This window comes from Clostridium sp. Marseille-P7770, from assembly GCF_902143525.1.
Lineage (GTDB): Bacteria > Bacillota > Clostridia > Lachnospirales > Lachnospiraceae > Pilosibacter.
The window spans coordinates 14489-29822 of the sequence record NZ_CABFVC010000006.1 but is presented as its reverse complement, the minus strand read 5'-3'; the positions used below and the strand labels follow the sequence as shown (position 1 = coordinate 29822).

Below are 15334 nucleotides of genomic sequence, written 5' to 3'. Positions count from 1 at the left end.
TATTCCGTCAATACCACACGTTTCACCTCCGCCCTGTTTTTCCTTAAAAGATTTTTCTATTCTGCCTATATAAGCTAATGTTATCATTTTATTATCGCTGTTGATAAAACTTGCTTAAGCAACTGTGGATAATAGCAATATGTTCCGATGCAAATTAAAAGCAACTTTGCCCCAAAAAATCAACTGTTTGTTTCCGTATCTTCAATAAGATTTTTCTTCAATGCTTCCATCGTATCTTGATTCTTCCTCAAAAGTTCTAATTGTCTGTATGCCTTTTCCCTCAATATCTTCAATCGCTCGATTTTAGGAACTTCCTGTCGTATCAGATCGGCGTTTGTATCTTCCAGATTGATAAGCACGACCAATTCTTCCGCAGAAGCAACATCTCTGATATTGGGAGTCTTCCCTTTTATCCCTTTTTCGCTTCTCCATTGGGATGCTGTTTTTCCAAACAAAGCCATATTTAAAATATCCGCCTCAGAAGCATATGTATATGCCATTTCCTGTGGAGATAGCGTTGGTGTAATCAAAAACTCCTTCACCGCATCCGTATGAATACGATAGTTTATTTTTGAAAGTTCTCTCTTTGCATCCCATCCAATCGCTAAACGGTTTGCTTCATCTTTCTTTAGACGCTGATAATCCTTGATAATATACAACTTAAATTCCGGTGAAATCCAAGATGCAAATTCAAAAGCAATGTCCGTATGAGCATAAGTACCACCATATCGACCTGATTTTGATATGATACCGATTGCATCTGTTGATTTTATCCACTGCTGCGGTGTCAGTGTAAAGGCATTATCTCCTGACTCTGCTTTAAACCTATCGAATTCGATAGGTTTGAAATTTGGATTATGGATTTGTTCCCACAAGCCCAAAAACGAAATCGTTGAATGATTACGCATCCAGTTTGCTACCACGATAAAAGCATTGTCTGGATTTTTATACTTTGCAATATCTGTGAGCGAAATATAAGCATCTTCATTAACAACATCGCCCATTACCCTTATCTCCGTTCCATTGGCGTCTATTTTCATGTTTTTCAATCTTGCATTTCCCCCTTCTACAATGTGAATACTCTTTTTCCTTTATTTATAATCGTCCAGCTCTAGGGCGTTTACACACCACATAAGCAAGAAAGAACAGAACATTCCATTTCAGTAATTCCTCCTTCCCATGAAACACCATTCGAAAAAGACTGTCCTTAAAGTTTCTGTTGACTCTTGTCATAGTTTTCTCCTTTCATTGTACACGATATGAAGTTTTTTTTGCAATTTCGTGGGAATGATTTCAGAACTGAAGTCAGATACCACAGACACCCGGATTCACGGGCAATGATCTCCAGGAAAGAGACCGTTTGATGTGTTTATATTAGCATATTTATTTTATAAAGGGAAGCTCTTTCTATACAACCTTTAAAGTGTGCCATTACACTGAAACATTTCTACACAGGTAACGCATTGAAGAATCTGTATGTAGTAGGTTTTGCATCAGCGCCTTGATAGGGACAACCTTCATTTCTACCTGAGAACATCACTTCTGAAAACAAGGATTCTTTCATGTGTCAATGCCCTGAAAGGGGCGACCTCCATTTCTACGAAAGCCTGTTTTCGAAAAGTGAAAAGGATCAGTCAATGTGTCAATGCCCTGAAAGGGGCGACCTTCATTTCTACGCTACTCTCAAACCGGGAGTTTCTTGTCCGGATTCTGTGTCAATGCCCTGAAAGGGGCGACCTTCATTTCTACCAGATAATGTGGTTGCAATGGTGGTTGTTGGAGGATGTGTCAATGCCCTGAAAGGGGCGACCTTCATTTCTACGAAATAAACACATCTTCTTAGGAACTATTAACTAAATGTGTCAATGCCCTGAAAGGGGCGACCTTCATTTCTACAAATTACTATGACCCGAAAAGGGAGAAATGGAGATTGTGTCAATGCCCTGAAAGGGGCGACCTTCATTTCTACAATTTTATATGATCCGCAAAGCGGAGAAGGAGTGTGTCAATGCCCTGAAAGGGGCGACCTTCATTTCTACCCTTGCCTCCGGAAACCCGCATAAATAAAGGCTTTGCGGACCCGTTTTTGCAAGTATTTTCCAGAATATTCTGAAAAAGGCTTTTTTGAAGGTGATTTTTGGCATGTTCACAGTTTGTTCATATTTGTCGCAGAAATGAAGGTAATTTCTCGCTTTCAGCTGCCCCCATTATAACAGACTTCTTCAGGTTCCACAAGCAGATTATTTCCCATTATTGTGACCCATTATTGTGACCATTATTTGTGATCCCGCCATCTCCCAGCGGTGAGCTTCCGGACAGGAGTGCATGATCCGGGGAGCTGGCTTCCTCTTAGCTCGCGGGTGACTGCGTTGGAGAACAGCGGACACTTGTTTGAGCGAAACGAGTTGTGTCCCAGTACACAGGCTTTCTTGCCTGCGCACTGGGACAGGATTTTGCCGATGCTCCGCATTCCAAATCGGCAAAATCCGCAGCCTCAACTGTATCATACGGAATTTTCAGTTCAGAAAATTCCTATATGCCCATAGCAGCTGTCTCCACGTTCTCCGCCCTTAGCAGCCGCCCGGGAGGTTAGCTAACCACTTAATTTACTCATATTTCTTTGCCTGCAGAAACAATCTACGTCAACAACAATTTTAGGTGGTCCTGTTCTTCAGGTGCCACCTTTTTTATAAATAAAGGGCTCCTCTGCTATTTGTTTTAAGTTTAATCTCGCCCTCAAGCATAGCTCCATCTGGTCCGAACGCAAATGCTTCCTTACCAATCAGCATCACGCAGGATTTTACCATAGCTCCATCTGCCCCGAGATAATACCACTTTCCATTTTTCTCTCGCCAATCATCTGCAACCATGTATCCCGCCGCATTGAAGTAATACCATGATTTTTTCCCGTTCCACTCCAGTTCTTTCCAGCATCCGACTGGATAACTGCCGTCCTTCTGCTGATACCACCATCCGTATGAATCCTGCTGCCATCCTTCCGGAGCTGATACTGGGGTCAGAAATAATGCTCTTTCAGCTTCTCTCCTGCGGCTAAGGCCGGCAAGAACTTTCCCGCCGCCCTTATTGTACTGAAGAATTTTCTCTGCAATCGTGGCGCGATCACGTGTTCCTTTCGCCGTCAGCTGATCGATGTTCCCCACGTTATACGCAAAGCTCGTGAGCGCGTCAAATTCATTCTGATTCCATCCATAACGAGATTCATATCTGGATACAATCGCCTCGTATGCCGTCAGATCCGAAAGCAACAGCTGATCTGCCTGTACCTGTGAGATTGTCTGACCCGCTTTTACATTTCCAGTATGTCCCCATCCAATGGTCCAGACCCCTGCAGGGCACTTGTACGCCTGCAAGCGGCAGCCTTCAAAGCTTTTGATAAGATTTAATCCATTGTTGCTTATCTTCATCTAATACCTCTTCCTACTCTTTCTTCTGCGCCTGTGTTCCAAAATAAAACCCTACGATCATGATAAATACGGAAAGATACTGATCTCCAGGAATCTCTCCCGCACATGTCAGACCGATAAATCCTCCTGTTAATACGAGAGTCATAATACTTTTTACATCGATCAGCTTTGCAAGTTTCTCTTTCATCTTCTCCACCTCACTTTACATACTGTGACATCATATTGATCAGCCCTATTGCAAGTGCTCCGGCCCCGGCCCCTACCAGAGTATCGAGTACTTTGTGTTTGACTCTTCCCCACGTTTCTCCAGGTTCGGCCTCCAGCTTTGCCAGGCGTTCTCCCTGATTCTTCTGTTCCTCAATCATAGATTTCATGGAGATTGCAAGCTCCTGTACGGAAAGTGCCAGGCTATTCAGAGTTTTTCCCTGCTCCTCCTGACGATCCATACGATGCTTTAATGATTTGATCTCATGGTCATGTCCTCCCAGTGTTACCGCAACTTCTTCATCTGTCACCGACTGGCACCTCCCCTCTTTTCCCACATTATAGAAAATGCCGTGATGGGATTGCTCCCACCACAGCATGATCTCATTTCTTCTTTTTTGAATTTTTGATCCAGTTCTTAAAATCCTCATCCGAATACAGCTGTTTTCCATTGATCCGGACTTTATACAAGGTGGTACGAATCTTCTGGCGTTCTGCTTGACTTCCATTTACATATGATTCCTTATATGTTGATGTCAATTTGGATTTAAGACTGCTCGTTACATTCTTTTCATCAAAGATCTTTCCTTCCTTTTTTGCCTCCTCCTTTTTCTCCTCCACGATCTTCTTATATACTCTCGTATAATCCTTTCCATTCTGGATCGCAGTTACCATATCATTCATACTGTATGTACTTCCGCTCTGAAGATGGGCATCCTCCTGCTGGTTGCCTACTCCAACAATCGCTTTCTGCACATACTCGCTGTCATAGCCTGCCTTTTCAAGTTCTGCAATGAGCTTTTCATATGTTGCATAATCGCCTTTCAGACGCGCGTCTGCTGCCAGCTGAACTCGTTCGTCTTCTTTGAGGATTTTTACATACTTATTCTTAATCTTCTCATCGATCTTATCCATCTGGGTGTCTTTGAGATCCTGGATGATCTGGTTGCCAAGTTCCTCGTTTCCTTCCGCGTACTGTTTCATTGCAAGTGCTACATAGTTTGATACGTTGCTCTCGTTTTTGATATCACGGTAAAAACGATTCTTTGCATAATTCATATCAGAGGATCCCACCGACTGAATGATCGTATTGGTAAGCGCTTTCAGGTCTTTCATCGCATTCCCGACCGGAATACCTGTTAAAGTGCTCAACGGCTTTGCTGTGTCAATCAGAAGTGCCGGATATGTGAGATCCGACTCCCCATCCATCTTGCTTTTCCATTTTGAAACTGCATAATACAGTTCCTGAAATGCCGACAGATCTGTACGTTCCACAGAGTATCCGCTGAAAATTCCCTCGATATCTTTGATAACCGGCAGGATACCTATCGGATCAATATTATCCGTAAGGTTCTCCGCCAGAGCATCCTCGTATTTTTCCAGGAATTTCTTATCTTCCTCATCATTTCTCATTGCGTCGACCACTGCGGCCGCCAGAGATGTCGCCGCTGCATTCGCTACATACACGGCCAGCACCCGCCCAAGTTTCTTTTTAGAATCTTTTGACGGATTCACAGCTACATCTCCGATTGCACGGTAAAGCATATTGTATGTTTTCGTCGGTTCAGACATAAATGAGGTATACATCTGCTTCAGACCATCTTTTGACTTCATGAGTTTACTTCTATGGAGAACAGAATCTACCACCTGGGTTTTATCGATCAGCTCTGAAAAACGTTTTCCGCACTGATTATAGTATTCTTCGCTTCCTTCCTTCAACTCCGGATGCAGATCCTGTGTCTCCTCCTGTACAGCCATCCACAGCCGTTTCCACGCAACTTCATCTCCTTTTCCTGCCAGCCACATAGAGTCTTCCACAAGCTTTTCCTTAAAGCTATCCGCACCCATAAGGATATTCTTCATGGATCTTCCTGTGTTGATATCAAAATACCCCCAGTCTTTCCACTGTGCGATCGGTGCATACTTCTTACAGTTTTCCCATTCCGCATCGCTCACATGCAGCTTCAATCCCTTCATCAGATATTTCGGACTGATTTCTGCAGCGGCACGAACATAAGCCGTAGGCTGCTGAATTGCCGTTCTGAGGTTTGCACCAACCGCGGCCGCCTTCATGTTTCTGGTTAAACCTGCAACAAAATTTTTCTCTCCGGATGATGTTCCGTTCAGATCAATCATAAGACTCTTGATATAGTTCAGTCCATCAGATCCGAATGTCCTCTCAATGGATTCCTTTACGCTTCCGACTCCCAGTTCCTTATAGTTCAGAACTTTCTGAAGATCCGCAAGCGGCCGCACGAATGCGTGATAGCTGCTCATCTGATCCGCCTGTCTGGTGTACACGTCAAAAATATCCTCGATGATGATCGGATTATTGGCATGAGGAACTGTGTGCTTGGTAGACCCCATATTCCGGAGTGTTGTCAATGTGGATCCGATTTCTGATTCTCTGGTTGCAATATAGTTCTTGTCTGACACAATCGGGAAATAATTCTTTGCATTGAATTTCTTATATCCATACATATCCATGGATACCTCATTTCCCCACTGGCTGGTCACTGTCGTAAAGAATTTGACTACCGAATCCGCGATTTCCTTCTGCTGAGGAGTTAATGTATCGGTAATCTTCTGCACATCCAAAGGACTGATCGATACCGGCTCCGTTGTTTTCTTAACAATGTAGGCACGCTTACTTTTATCGTATTCCACTGTCGGAGCACTCTTAATTCCTCCCAACTTGTTGTAGATATGCTCTTTTGCCGCCCCACGTTTATTCAGTTCATACAGGCTCATGATCTGCGCAGTCGTAAGTTCTAGTTCCCCGCCCTGAACATTAAATGTATGCTTTTCCGCATTCTTTCCAGTCCAGGTCTGCAGGTCCTTTGACGAGATTCCCTTATCATTCAGGACTCCCTCCATAAAATCCTGTGCGGTTTTTGTATCACGCACTTTCACGTCGAAGCCATCTCGCTGTTCCCGGTATACCGTTTCCATGGCCGGTCCCATGCGGTTGAACATCGTTCCCGCATCCAGCATGTCCGACCGGAACATGCTATCCATGGATCCCGCTGCTCCTGTATAGATGGTCTTTGTTTCCCTCTGTTTATTCTCTTTAAGAAATTCCCGAGCGACCTGATCCACACGTTCATAGGATTTATTGGCAAAGACTTTATTGGCATCCTGAATGCTATGTTTCATGGAAGCGACCACATCACGCAAGGTTCTAAGAGACTTCAAGTCAAGATTCTCAAGCTTATCAAAATCCTTCACCTGGTCTTCCAATGCTATCATTTTCTCTGCAAGATCCGGATCTACATCCATATACAGGCTCTCACCATCGTCTGTACTAACACCCTCTTTCGCAATCTGATCAAACTGTCTCGTAAGTTTTGTCCACTCTTTTGTTCTCGCTGTTTCTTCTCCCTGTGAATTTGTTCGGTTGGAACTGTAATCAATTCCGGAAAGGAACTCTGCCAATGGTTTCCGGAGAGATTCCGGTACATGTTTCTGATCGGTCGGGGTTGTAAGCCATTTGGCCATCTCATCCACATCTTTCCGGATCTTTTCCCTATGTTTTCTGGATTCTGCTGCATCTCTGCGTCTCTGATACTTTTCTTTTCCGGCCAGGAAATCAAAATCCACCTGGTTATCCAAATCAGTTCTTTCTTTTCGCAAGGATTCCTGCTTACTCCAGTTCTCCTGTTTTAACTTTCTGATCTGCGCCTGTTCCTCCTTTGTTTTTCCTGTCCCATAGGATCGATACTGTTCGGCCAGTTCACTAATCTGCTTAGTGATCTCTGATCTCCGAATCTTTGCTTGCTTCTCCACTTCACTGAAATCAGAATTATACTCACCTTCCAGCTTTTTCTTATAAGCCTCTGTCTTTGCGCGGTACTCTTGCTGCGCGCGGTATACCTGCGCCTGCATCTTATCCGCCATCGTCGGAGGAAGCGCACGGATATTTACCGCTGCATCTTTGATTTCATTTGCAACGATGGTTGTTACCTCGTCCATATCCGCATGATAAGGATTTTTAAGCTGCGGAGAAAATTCATCATAGACCTGCGCAATTCTGAGAATCTGATCGGCCGGATTGATGATCTCCGACGAAAAGAGATTCGGATACAGATTGGACAGTTCTTCATATGCCGTATCCACATCAATTCCATCGTTTCCAAGTCGCAGGCGTCCGAAATACTTTTTCCGGAATGCATCATATCCACCTTCGGAATCAAGTTCCGACCTGTAATTTTCCGGAAGAACCATCTTTGTACTGCGGATCCGCTTCAGAACATTTTTATACTCGTCTGCAACATCATCCTTTAATGTCGCATTTTTTACGATGCTTCCCGCGATTGCCTGTGCCGCCCGGTTGATTTCTCCCATGCTCTGTCCATATCCACCTTCTTCATAGCTATGCATGTAGTTATACAGACTGGACAGATTCTTCACTAAGGTCTCTTTTGAATATTTTGAATGATAATCCCGAAGAAGTTTATTGGCCGTCTTCGTGATATCTTCCATCCGCGGTGTATAATCCTTTGTGAGTGTGAGCTGCTTTTTCAATGCCTCATTAGCCTCTCTCAGCTCCTGATTCTCACGCAAGATCCTGTCAGTTTCCTGATCGGTCTCCACGTTCTGCTCAACATCCTCTAACTGGAACCGGATTCCCTCCAGACTGTTCACCGCTTCCTTTCTGGCATTTTCCTGTGATTCATCATAAGTTACCACCGGAATGCCTTTCTCTTCCAAAGCGCTCAAGATCTGCTGATCGGTATCATTCGGTACCACTGCGGCCGCAATTTCATCATATCCGACAACTCGCTGCGGCTTGGCCTCGAACATATCGACCGGCATTTCCCTGGTTTCATTCACGATGTCTGTGATCTCTTTAATATTAGCATCACTGATTTTCCAGTATGGGAACTCGGAAAAGACTTTTCTGACCGTTTTCTCGGAAAAGTTCTTTTTTCCTGCTGCCTCCTGAATCAGACTTCCCACGTTATCAATAGCTGTGTAGCTTGTAGATCCAGTCCTCTCGACGATGTTGTTTATCACATTCATCAATCGATCATTGAGAATATCCTGTCGCGCAGCAAATTCTTCATCTGTCAGATTCTGAATCTTTCCTTCTTTGGAATGCATCTCATCAATGCTTTTCAGCTCTCCTGATGCTGCCGCACGGAGTGTTTTGATTCCATGGAATCCATCTGTATTTACCTGGTCCCCTTCTCCCTGAGAAAGCATCGATTTTACAATGTTTTCCGCCGTGACATCGTAGTGGGTCTGCTTAAATGTTCGTCTGTTCCCACTCGGTGTATAATACTCTTTTCCGTTATAAACACCCTTTCCTTTTACAACGCCTTTATACAGATCCTTAATCCAGCTTTCATATCCACTTTCATCAACTTGCTCGTTGATTTCCTTGTTGATTCCTGCGGTGTCTCTTTCCGTTTCTGTTGTATACTGGACCCCGTTTTCCTGGAAATCATATGCTTTTAACACATTACTCAAAAGCATCTGCATAATACCTGGGCTACTTTTATATCTTTCTCTGGACATTTCTACATGTTCCGGATTATCCCCTCTTTCCAGTCTTGCATCTGCCCATGCATCTGCAATTTTATCTATATATTTGTCCCTAACGTCTTTGATAGGACTATTTTTAAGCATCCATTTGATATCCGCATTTTCTTCATCTGTCATCCGTTTCAAATAGGATGTATACATTTCTTCCGTCTGTGGATCAATGTCCGGCTTTTGTACCTGCTGAACACGGTCCTTTACCTCGATTCCTTTTGAAGCAAGATAAGCCGCCTTCATTCCCATATTATTCTTGGCCGCCTGAACGATTCCATCTATTCCCTGACGATCTGCGTTCCCGCTTTGTGTCGTGATAAACCGGGTAGCCTCACTGAGAAGATAATTTGGGATCTTCCCCTCCGCTGTATCTTTGACCTGCCTATTTGCCTTATAGTACACGTTCGGATCAACATCATATTCAATCTGCGGGAATGTGGCCGTCCACGCGTCTGCTCCATACACTTTATTCTTTCGGTTCGCTTTCGGATCGATCGTATTCTTTCGGAATACAAGCGAGACATCTCCGAATTTATTCCATCCCTGATCGCCTTTCGTAACTGCAATCGATGGCATGGGAATCCCGTCATATTCCAGTGTCTTTAATAATTTATCTGCGCTGAGGTTATGCACCGCAATCAGAGTCTTTGTCTCATCCACATCCGCTTCTTCCAGCTGGAAACGTCTCAGGATCTTCTCTTTAACATCATTATCAGATTCTTTCAGTGTTTTTCCCGATTTATAGTTATCTGACGCCTGCTCAATACCATGCGCCCACATATCACGGATATTTTCGAAATCCTGAAGGTTTTCATGAAGATATTTCGCCGACTTTGAAATTCCTTCTCCGCTGATGAGAGACTTGATGGAATCGATCATATCAGAAATAAAGTCCATGATCTTCTGGGCCAGCGTTCTGTTTTCCGTTGCAACCTGTTTGATCAGGTTCTCGTCGTTCAACATCATTCCAGTTCCATCGGAAACGATCTCATCCCAGATCTGATCTCTGCTGAGATTCTGTCCTACTGCCTTATAGCGTTCCTCGTAGCTTCTAATAAGCTCATCCGATGTCACTCCATCACGGTTCATTAGGATGTTTGCCGCCATCTGCTTATAGGCCCCGTACTCGGTCGGTGCGTAATCCTGGATAAAGTGAGTCAGCTCATGAGAAGCCGTCTGCAGCATATTTTTGGAATTGATGTTGAGTCGTACCACTCCGCTCTTGGCTTCATAACTTCCGGATGCACGATCGTTCTCAACCAGTTCAAACCTGAGTCCGGTCTTTTTCCCGAGAGCCTGGGCAAGATTCTTCTGTGCTGTGGATGCTTTTCCTGTCAAATCACTCGCAGTACCAACCCTTTCTTTTCCCTGAATATATTCCGGCTGATTTTGCATCGCGCTGTCCCGATCCTGCGCTCCGGCCCGGTATGCTGCAGCTGCCTGCTCTGGAGTCAGGAGTGTGGCCAGTACCGATTTCTCAGCTGTGTCCATCTCAGAGTTATACCGCCCTGCATCATAGTATCTTCCATATGCCGACTGATAATCATCGATGGACAGATTTCCATCGTAATTATTTACAAACGCTTTTCTTCCATTTTCTCCCAGACCTTTTGCATATTCATTGAGTCCTTCATAATCCGTGTCCGGACTCACCTGTTCCATGTTCTGTGTGATCACTCCTGTATCCGGTTGCACCGGTGCAACTCTCTGATTTTCCCGTGCGCCCGCAGCGACTTCATCCGCGAAATCTCTGGCGATTATCTCCTGGATCTGCTCATCTGTCAGATCTGGATTGTACGGATATGCACTCTGATTCTCCTGCTTTTGGGTCTCCTGCGTAATATCCGCCTGATCCTGGATACCTTCATTATCCCGAGTCACCGAAGCTGTCTCTCCACGGATAGGCGCTGTGTCTTCAGAAAAGTCCTTCACGCCACGAATCAGATCATAATAATCCCTCATGAACGCGCCCTGTTGCATAGCCGTTGGCTCTCCTCCGCGTGCTTGAAGAGCTGCATAACTTCTCGCAAGGCTTTCCAGATTCTGTGCTCTCTTTGCATCTTCTTCCGTTTTGTAGCTTGCCGGATCTGTATCAATGCTGTCGGCAATCTCCTGATAGTTATCTAAGGCGTTGGAACGGCCGTAGCGCTGCTGATTGATTCCACTCACCAGCATTCCGCCCCCACCCATGAGTCCACCGGATACCGCGCCCCCAAGACCCGCAAGCCCGATCCGTTCAGCGAGATCCCCTGCTGCCCCCAGCATTGAGCTGTTTTCTTTATCCTGAACCCACTGGGACTTATCTCCCATGATCAGGCGATCTGTCAACGCGTTGGCCGCCTCAGTCGCCATTTCCTCCGATGCTTCCGTTCCCATTTGTTTCGCAATATTTTTTGCGATATCCTTCCAGGAATATACCGGAACAGACTGCATGCTTTTTAAATTTCCCAAGCTGAACTTCTCAAAGAGTCCTTCCGCAATACCCTGTGCAGTACCCTGTGCAAGGGCTTTCTTCGCACTGACGTCCTGATCTAAAGCGTCCTCTTCCGCTCCTGTTGCCGCGGACAAGCCTGCGATTCCCAGTCCGGCATATCCGAATGGGAGTCTCGCTAAGGACTGTGCCATAGAGAGTCCTGTGTCCACCGCAAAATCCATTGCGGGGCTGTCGGCAATATTTTCCCGGGCGGCTTCCTTCAATCCTTCTCTAGTGGCATTCTCGAGTCCTGACAGGCGATGTCCGCCGTTATTCCGATCAATCTCTTTGCCCCGTACTGTATCTGCGACATCCTGCAAATATCCAGCACCGCTTGTCACTGATCCAATAACATTACCGAGGATACCCGTCAGCGGATCATTCTTTCCGACTCTCTTTCCTGTCTCCTCAATGTCTTTTGCGTTCCGCTGTTTTAAGGAGTCGTTGATCTGCTTCAAATAGTTATCGCCAGATTCCAATCCGTATTTTCCCACGAGATAGTAATAATTGTTCTTCTCGTCATCCGTCATGTAGTTGAGATTGTAGTTTTTCCGGTACTTCGCAAGCTTCAGTTCTTCCCCATATCCCTTTAACATTGTGGGAATATCATCCTTTGTCGGATCAAGAACATACGGCGTACTCAGAACACTTTTCTTCTGTTTTCCAGCTTCCACCGCAGATTTCCAGTCCGGCGGTGTATACTGCCCCCTAAACTGATGCTGGTTGCGGAGGGAATTTGCAAACCCTTCCGCAGCCTCCTGCATTGCTGTACGGCGGGATCCGGACGAGCTTGTCCGCCCGAGTCCCGTTGTCATTCCATATTTCTTCGCATAGTCTTCTCTGGAAGCGCCACCACTAGAAGTGTTTTTCTGGGTCTGAACAGTTCCTTCCTGTCCAAGTGTTGTTGCTCCGTATTTCTTTCTATATTCTTCCCTTGTTGCCATGAGTCCTCCTTACCGGCGCCGGAAATACAGATCATTGATATTATTGATCTTCAGATTCTTCTGTACCTCTTCCGCAATCGCCGCATTCTTGTCGATTCCGGCATCCTGAATGATCGCTTCCGCATCATCTACACCAAAGTTGCCCTTTTCCATCTCCTGCATAACCTTTTCCAGAGCATCATAATCGCTAATCTTTCCCTCCGCCAGTTTGGAAGAGAGGTTTGCAGAGAATGGTGTATATCCTTTTTCACTGGTATATCCTGTTCCCTTTGATGTACTTTTCTTTGATGTGCTCTTCTTTGAGGATCCGGATTTCCCTGAAGCTGCAGCCTTTGACTTCTGATATTCAAACTGCTCTCTCTGAAGTGCCATCTCTGCTTCCCATCTTGCCTGCTCCTGCGCTGCCTGATCCTGCTGAAACTGGAACTGTTTTGCCCACTGCTCCGCGGCGACATCGGCCTGACTGCTGTCCCAGTCTTTTCCATACTCCGAGTCATAGCGATTTGCAAGATAGGATAGATCACTGTAATAGTCACTGACTCCGTCCCGGTACTGCCCGTAATCGAAATTACGTTCCGTGTCGTACCGGCCGGACAGGTATGAGAGATTCTTCCAATAATCATCGACTCCATCTCGGTACCGACTGTAATCTGTGTTGTCTAATCCGGTTACCACATTCATCTGGTTGTATCGGTCAGCTTGCTCATTCAGGTACTGTTGGTATGCCTTGTCTCTAAAATCCAGGGCTTTATCATTCAGCTGTGACAAATATTCATCATATGCCTGCTGCCCGGCGGCTGTGGCGTATGTAGATCCATATCCTCCAGTAAGTGCGGCGGCATTCCCCATGGTATCCCGCATGGCTTTATCACCCTGCTTCGTATAGTTCTCCCTGTACATCTGATACAAGTCGTCATTTGCAAGATCATCCGCTGTGTAGCTAAACTTCGGATTGTTCAGAATGGAATCCAGAATGGAGCTGATCTGATCTTCATACCGGCTCTGGAACTCTCCCGGCTTATCTGCTTCTGCCTCCTTCAGGCGGTCATAGTAATCCGTGACTCTGCCTGATTCCTTATAAGGATCCGGCTTGCTGCTCTCCTGTGTCTGAAGCCTTTTATAATAGTTTTCCGTGCTCGGAGATACTTTCATGCTTCCCCGCGCAACGGAAGATCCGGAGGATGAAGCGGATCCAGAAACAGGGCTCTGGGATCCGGATGCTCCAGTTCCAGAAAGAACATTCTGAGACGGCTCCTCCGCCGCCTTTCCTACCCCAGACGCCCCTTCCGGAGATGCCTGGGATCCTTTCTGAAGCTGTGCCAGAAGGTTCATATTCTGCGCCGCCGTGCCCGAGTAATTTGTGATTCCGGCCTGTGCCGCAAGCTGTTTTCTGGCCGCGTAGGAACTGTCCTGCCCCTGCGATTTCAAATAGTCAACGATGCTCGTTATCGCCATTTCCTGTCTCCTCTCCGGAGCTGTCTTTTAAGGCTCCCTTTTTAATTTCCTTACCACTTTCAAGAATCATTTTCACTCCCACAAGATTGCTCATACTCTGCAATCCCGTTACTGTCACGTTATCCAGGAGCTTGAGGATCGCATCGATCTGTTTCTTCTCATACATGATATTAGCTGGCATATGTCTCTCCTTTCATTTCGTTAATCTGCTGCTGAAGGTTCTTTACTGACGATATCAGCAATGGAATATAATTTTTATATTCGATCCGGTACTTTCCACTCCGGCTTTCCAGCCCCACCAATGGATAATAAATCTCCAGCTGATCCTGCAAGGCATCAACTTCCTGGGCGATCATTCCCGCTGACCACTGTCCATCTTTTTTGTATTGAAAAGTGACCGGCCGTGTACCGAGAATAAACTTTAGGGCCTCATCTGGATCAATATCATAGATATTTTCTTTTACAGACTGATCCGATAAATCATCTACTTTTTCCCACAAAGTCTGCACGGTCTCTGTAATTCCGTCCCCGTCCCACCATGACTTACCGAGGTAAACGTCGTAAAAATATGACGATTTTTTCGCAATGTCTCCGTCAAAATAATCTGCGCTAACGCAATATGCTCCCGTAATTTGACCGTTATAAATAGTCATGGTTCCTCGGCTACTCAACCCATTCAGTTCCAATTGAGGATAATATTTTCCATCTCCAGCGTTTTTCTTCATTGTCAGCTTAAAATTTCCATCATTCGAAGCGAATATATTTGAGGCATTAGCCGAAACATAGAAGTCTCCCAGCTGAACGCTTCCGTCCGTATCAACTTCAAAGATTCCATCTCCGATATTGATGGATCCTCCGATGATCGTTGCTCCCCGGATCGTGCCGGAAAACGTAGCATTTCCCGCAGCATCAACGCTAAAGTTCTTGGCTGTAATAAGGAAATGTCCTGTCGTCAGCTTGATCATATTTTCATCTATCAGCAATTCGGAGTTCAGCTGATTTGTAACATCCCCTTTGCTGACCTTCATCTGTATCTGACCATCCATGATCTTAAAGGTCGTCTCAGTCTTGGTCTCCAAATTTCCCAGGCTAATATTCAAGCCATTTACATCAAAAACAAGTTGAGCAATCTTCTTATCTCTCTCAATATATTTCTGTAGTGCATCCGCAGAGTAGTTGTCTTCTGGATCCAGATGAGAGAACATGTACCGCAGCAATTCATTATTCTCAAACAGGTACGATTTGATTTCCTGTAGGGTACCCGTGGGCCCGTTATTGTCTTTATAAACTGCCAT

8 protein-coding genes and 1 CRISPR repeat array are annotated in these 15334 nt (G+C 45.3%); all 8 genes read right to left on the bottom strand.

The window, feature by feature from the left end:
• Nucleotides 1-179: 179 nt before the first annotated feature.
• Entirely contained in the window at nt 180-1040 is an 861-nt protein-coding gene (locus FN001_RS14830) for a KilA-N domain-containing protein (protein ID WP_142412411.1), read from the bottom strand.
• Nucleotides 1041-1563: 523 nt separating this feature from the next.
• Nucleotides 1564-2039: direct repeats of the CRISPR family, unit length 38 nt; unit sequence TGTGTCAATGCCCTGAAAGGGGCGACCTTCATTTCTAC.
• A gap of 648 nt (nt 2040-2687) precedes the next feature.
• Nucleotides 2688-3425 (bottom strand): lysozyme, encoded by a 738-nt coding sequence (locus tag FN001_RS14825; RefSeq protein WP_142412364.1) that lies wholly within the window; start codon nt 3423-3425, stop codon nt 2688-2690.
• A gap of 13 nt (nt 3426-3438) precedes the next feature.
• Nucleotides 3439-3612: a hypothetical protein gene (locus FN001_RS18205; protein ID WP_185911956.1), complete on the bottom strand. Its 174-nt coding sequence runs from the start codon at nt 3610-3612 to the stop codon at nt 3439-3441.
• A 10-nt stretch (nt 3613-3622) separates the two neighbouring features.
• Nucleotides 3623-4009: a hypothetical protein gene (locus FN001_RS14820; RefSeq protein WP_243122044.1), complete on the bottom strand. Its 387-nt coding sequence runs from the start codon at nt 4007-4009 to the stop codon at nt 3623-3625.
• A 4-nt stretch (nt 4010-4013) separates the two neighbouring features.
• Complete coding sequence (locus tag FN001_RS14815; RefSeq protein WP_142412362.1) at nt 4014-12584, bottom strand: hypothetical protein; 8571 nt, start codon at nt 12582-12584, stop codon at nt 4014-4016.
• A gap of 9 nt (nt 12585-12593) precedes the next feature.
• Nucleotides 12594-14039 carry a DUF3597 domain-containing protein gene (locus tag FN001_RS14810; RefSeq protein WP_142412361.1) on the bottom strand — a complete coding sequence of 482 codons (1446 nt, stop codon included), beginning with the start codon at nt 14037-14039 and terminating at the stop codon, nt 12594-12596.
• Nucleotides 14017-14220, bottom strand: a complete 204-nt coding sequence (locus tag FN001_RS14805) for a hypothetical protein (protein WP_142412360.1) — start codon at nt 14218-14220, stop codon at nt 14017-14019. The genes FN001_RS14810 and FN001_RS14805 overlap by 23 nt, the downstream gene beginning before the upstream one ends.
• Nucleotides 14210-15334 carry a tail fiber domain-containing protein gene (locus FN001_RS14800; protein WP_142412359.1) on the bottom strand — a complete coding sequence of 375 codons (1125 nt, stop codon included), beginning with the start codon at nt 15332-15334 and terminating at the stop codon, nt 14210-14212. Before FN001_RS14800 ends, FN001_RS14805 begins: the two co-directional genes overlap by 11 nt.

Coding starts and splice junctions, on each gene's coding strand:
- FN001_RS14800 (WP_142412359.1), bottom strand. CDS start 15,334: ATGGCAGTTTATAAAGACAATAACGGGCCCACGGGTACCCTACAGGAA.
- FN001_RS14805 (WP_142412360.1), bottom strand. CDS start 14,220: ATGCCAGCTAATATCATGTATGAGAAGAAACAGATCGATGCGATCCTC.
- FN001_RS18205 (WP_185911956.1), bottom strand. CDS start 3,612: ATGAAAGAGAAACTTGCAAAGCTGATCGATGTAAAAAGTATTATGACT.
- FN001_RS14815 (WP_142412362.1), bottom strand. CDS start 12,584: ATGGCAACAAGGGAAGAATATAGAAAGAAATACGGAGCAACAACACTT.
- FN001_RS14825 (WP_142412364.1), bottom strand. CDS start 3,425: ATGAAGATAAGCAACAATGGATTAAATCTTATCAAAAGCTTTGAAGGC.
- FN001_RS14820 (WP_243122044.1), bottom strand. CDS start 4,009: ATGCTGTGGTGGGAGCAATCCCATCACGGCATTTTCTATAATGTGGGA.
- FN001_RS14830 (WP_142412411.1), bottom strand. CDS start 1,040: ATGAAAATAGACGCCAATGGAACGGAGATAAGGGTAATGGGCGATGTT.
- FN001_RS14810 (WP_142412361.1), bottom strand. CDS start 14,039: ATGGCGATAACGAGCATCGTTGACTATTTGAAATCGCAGGGGCAGGAC.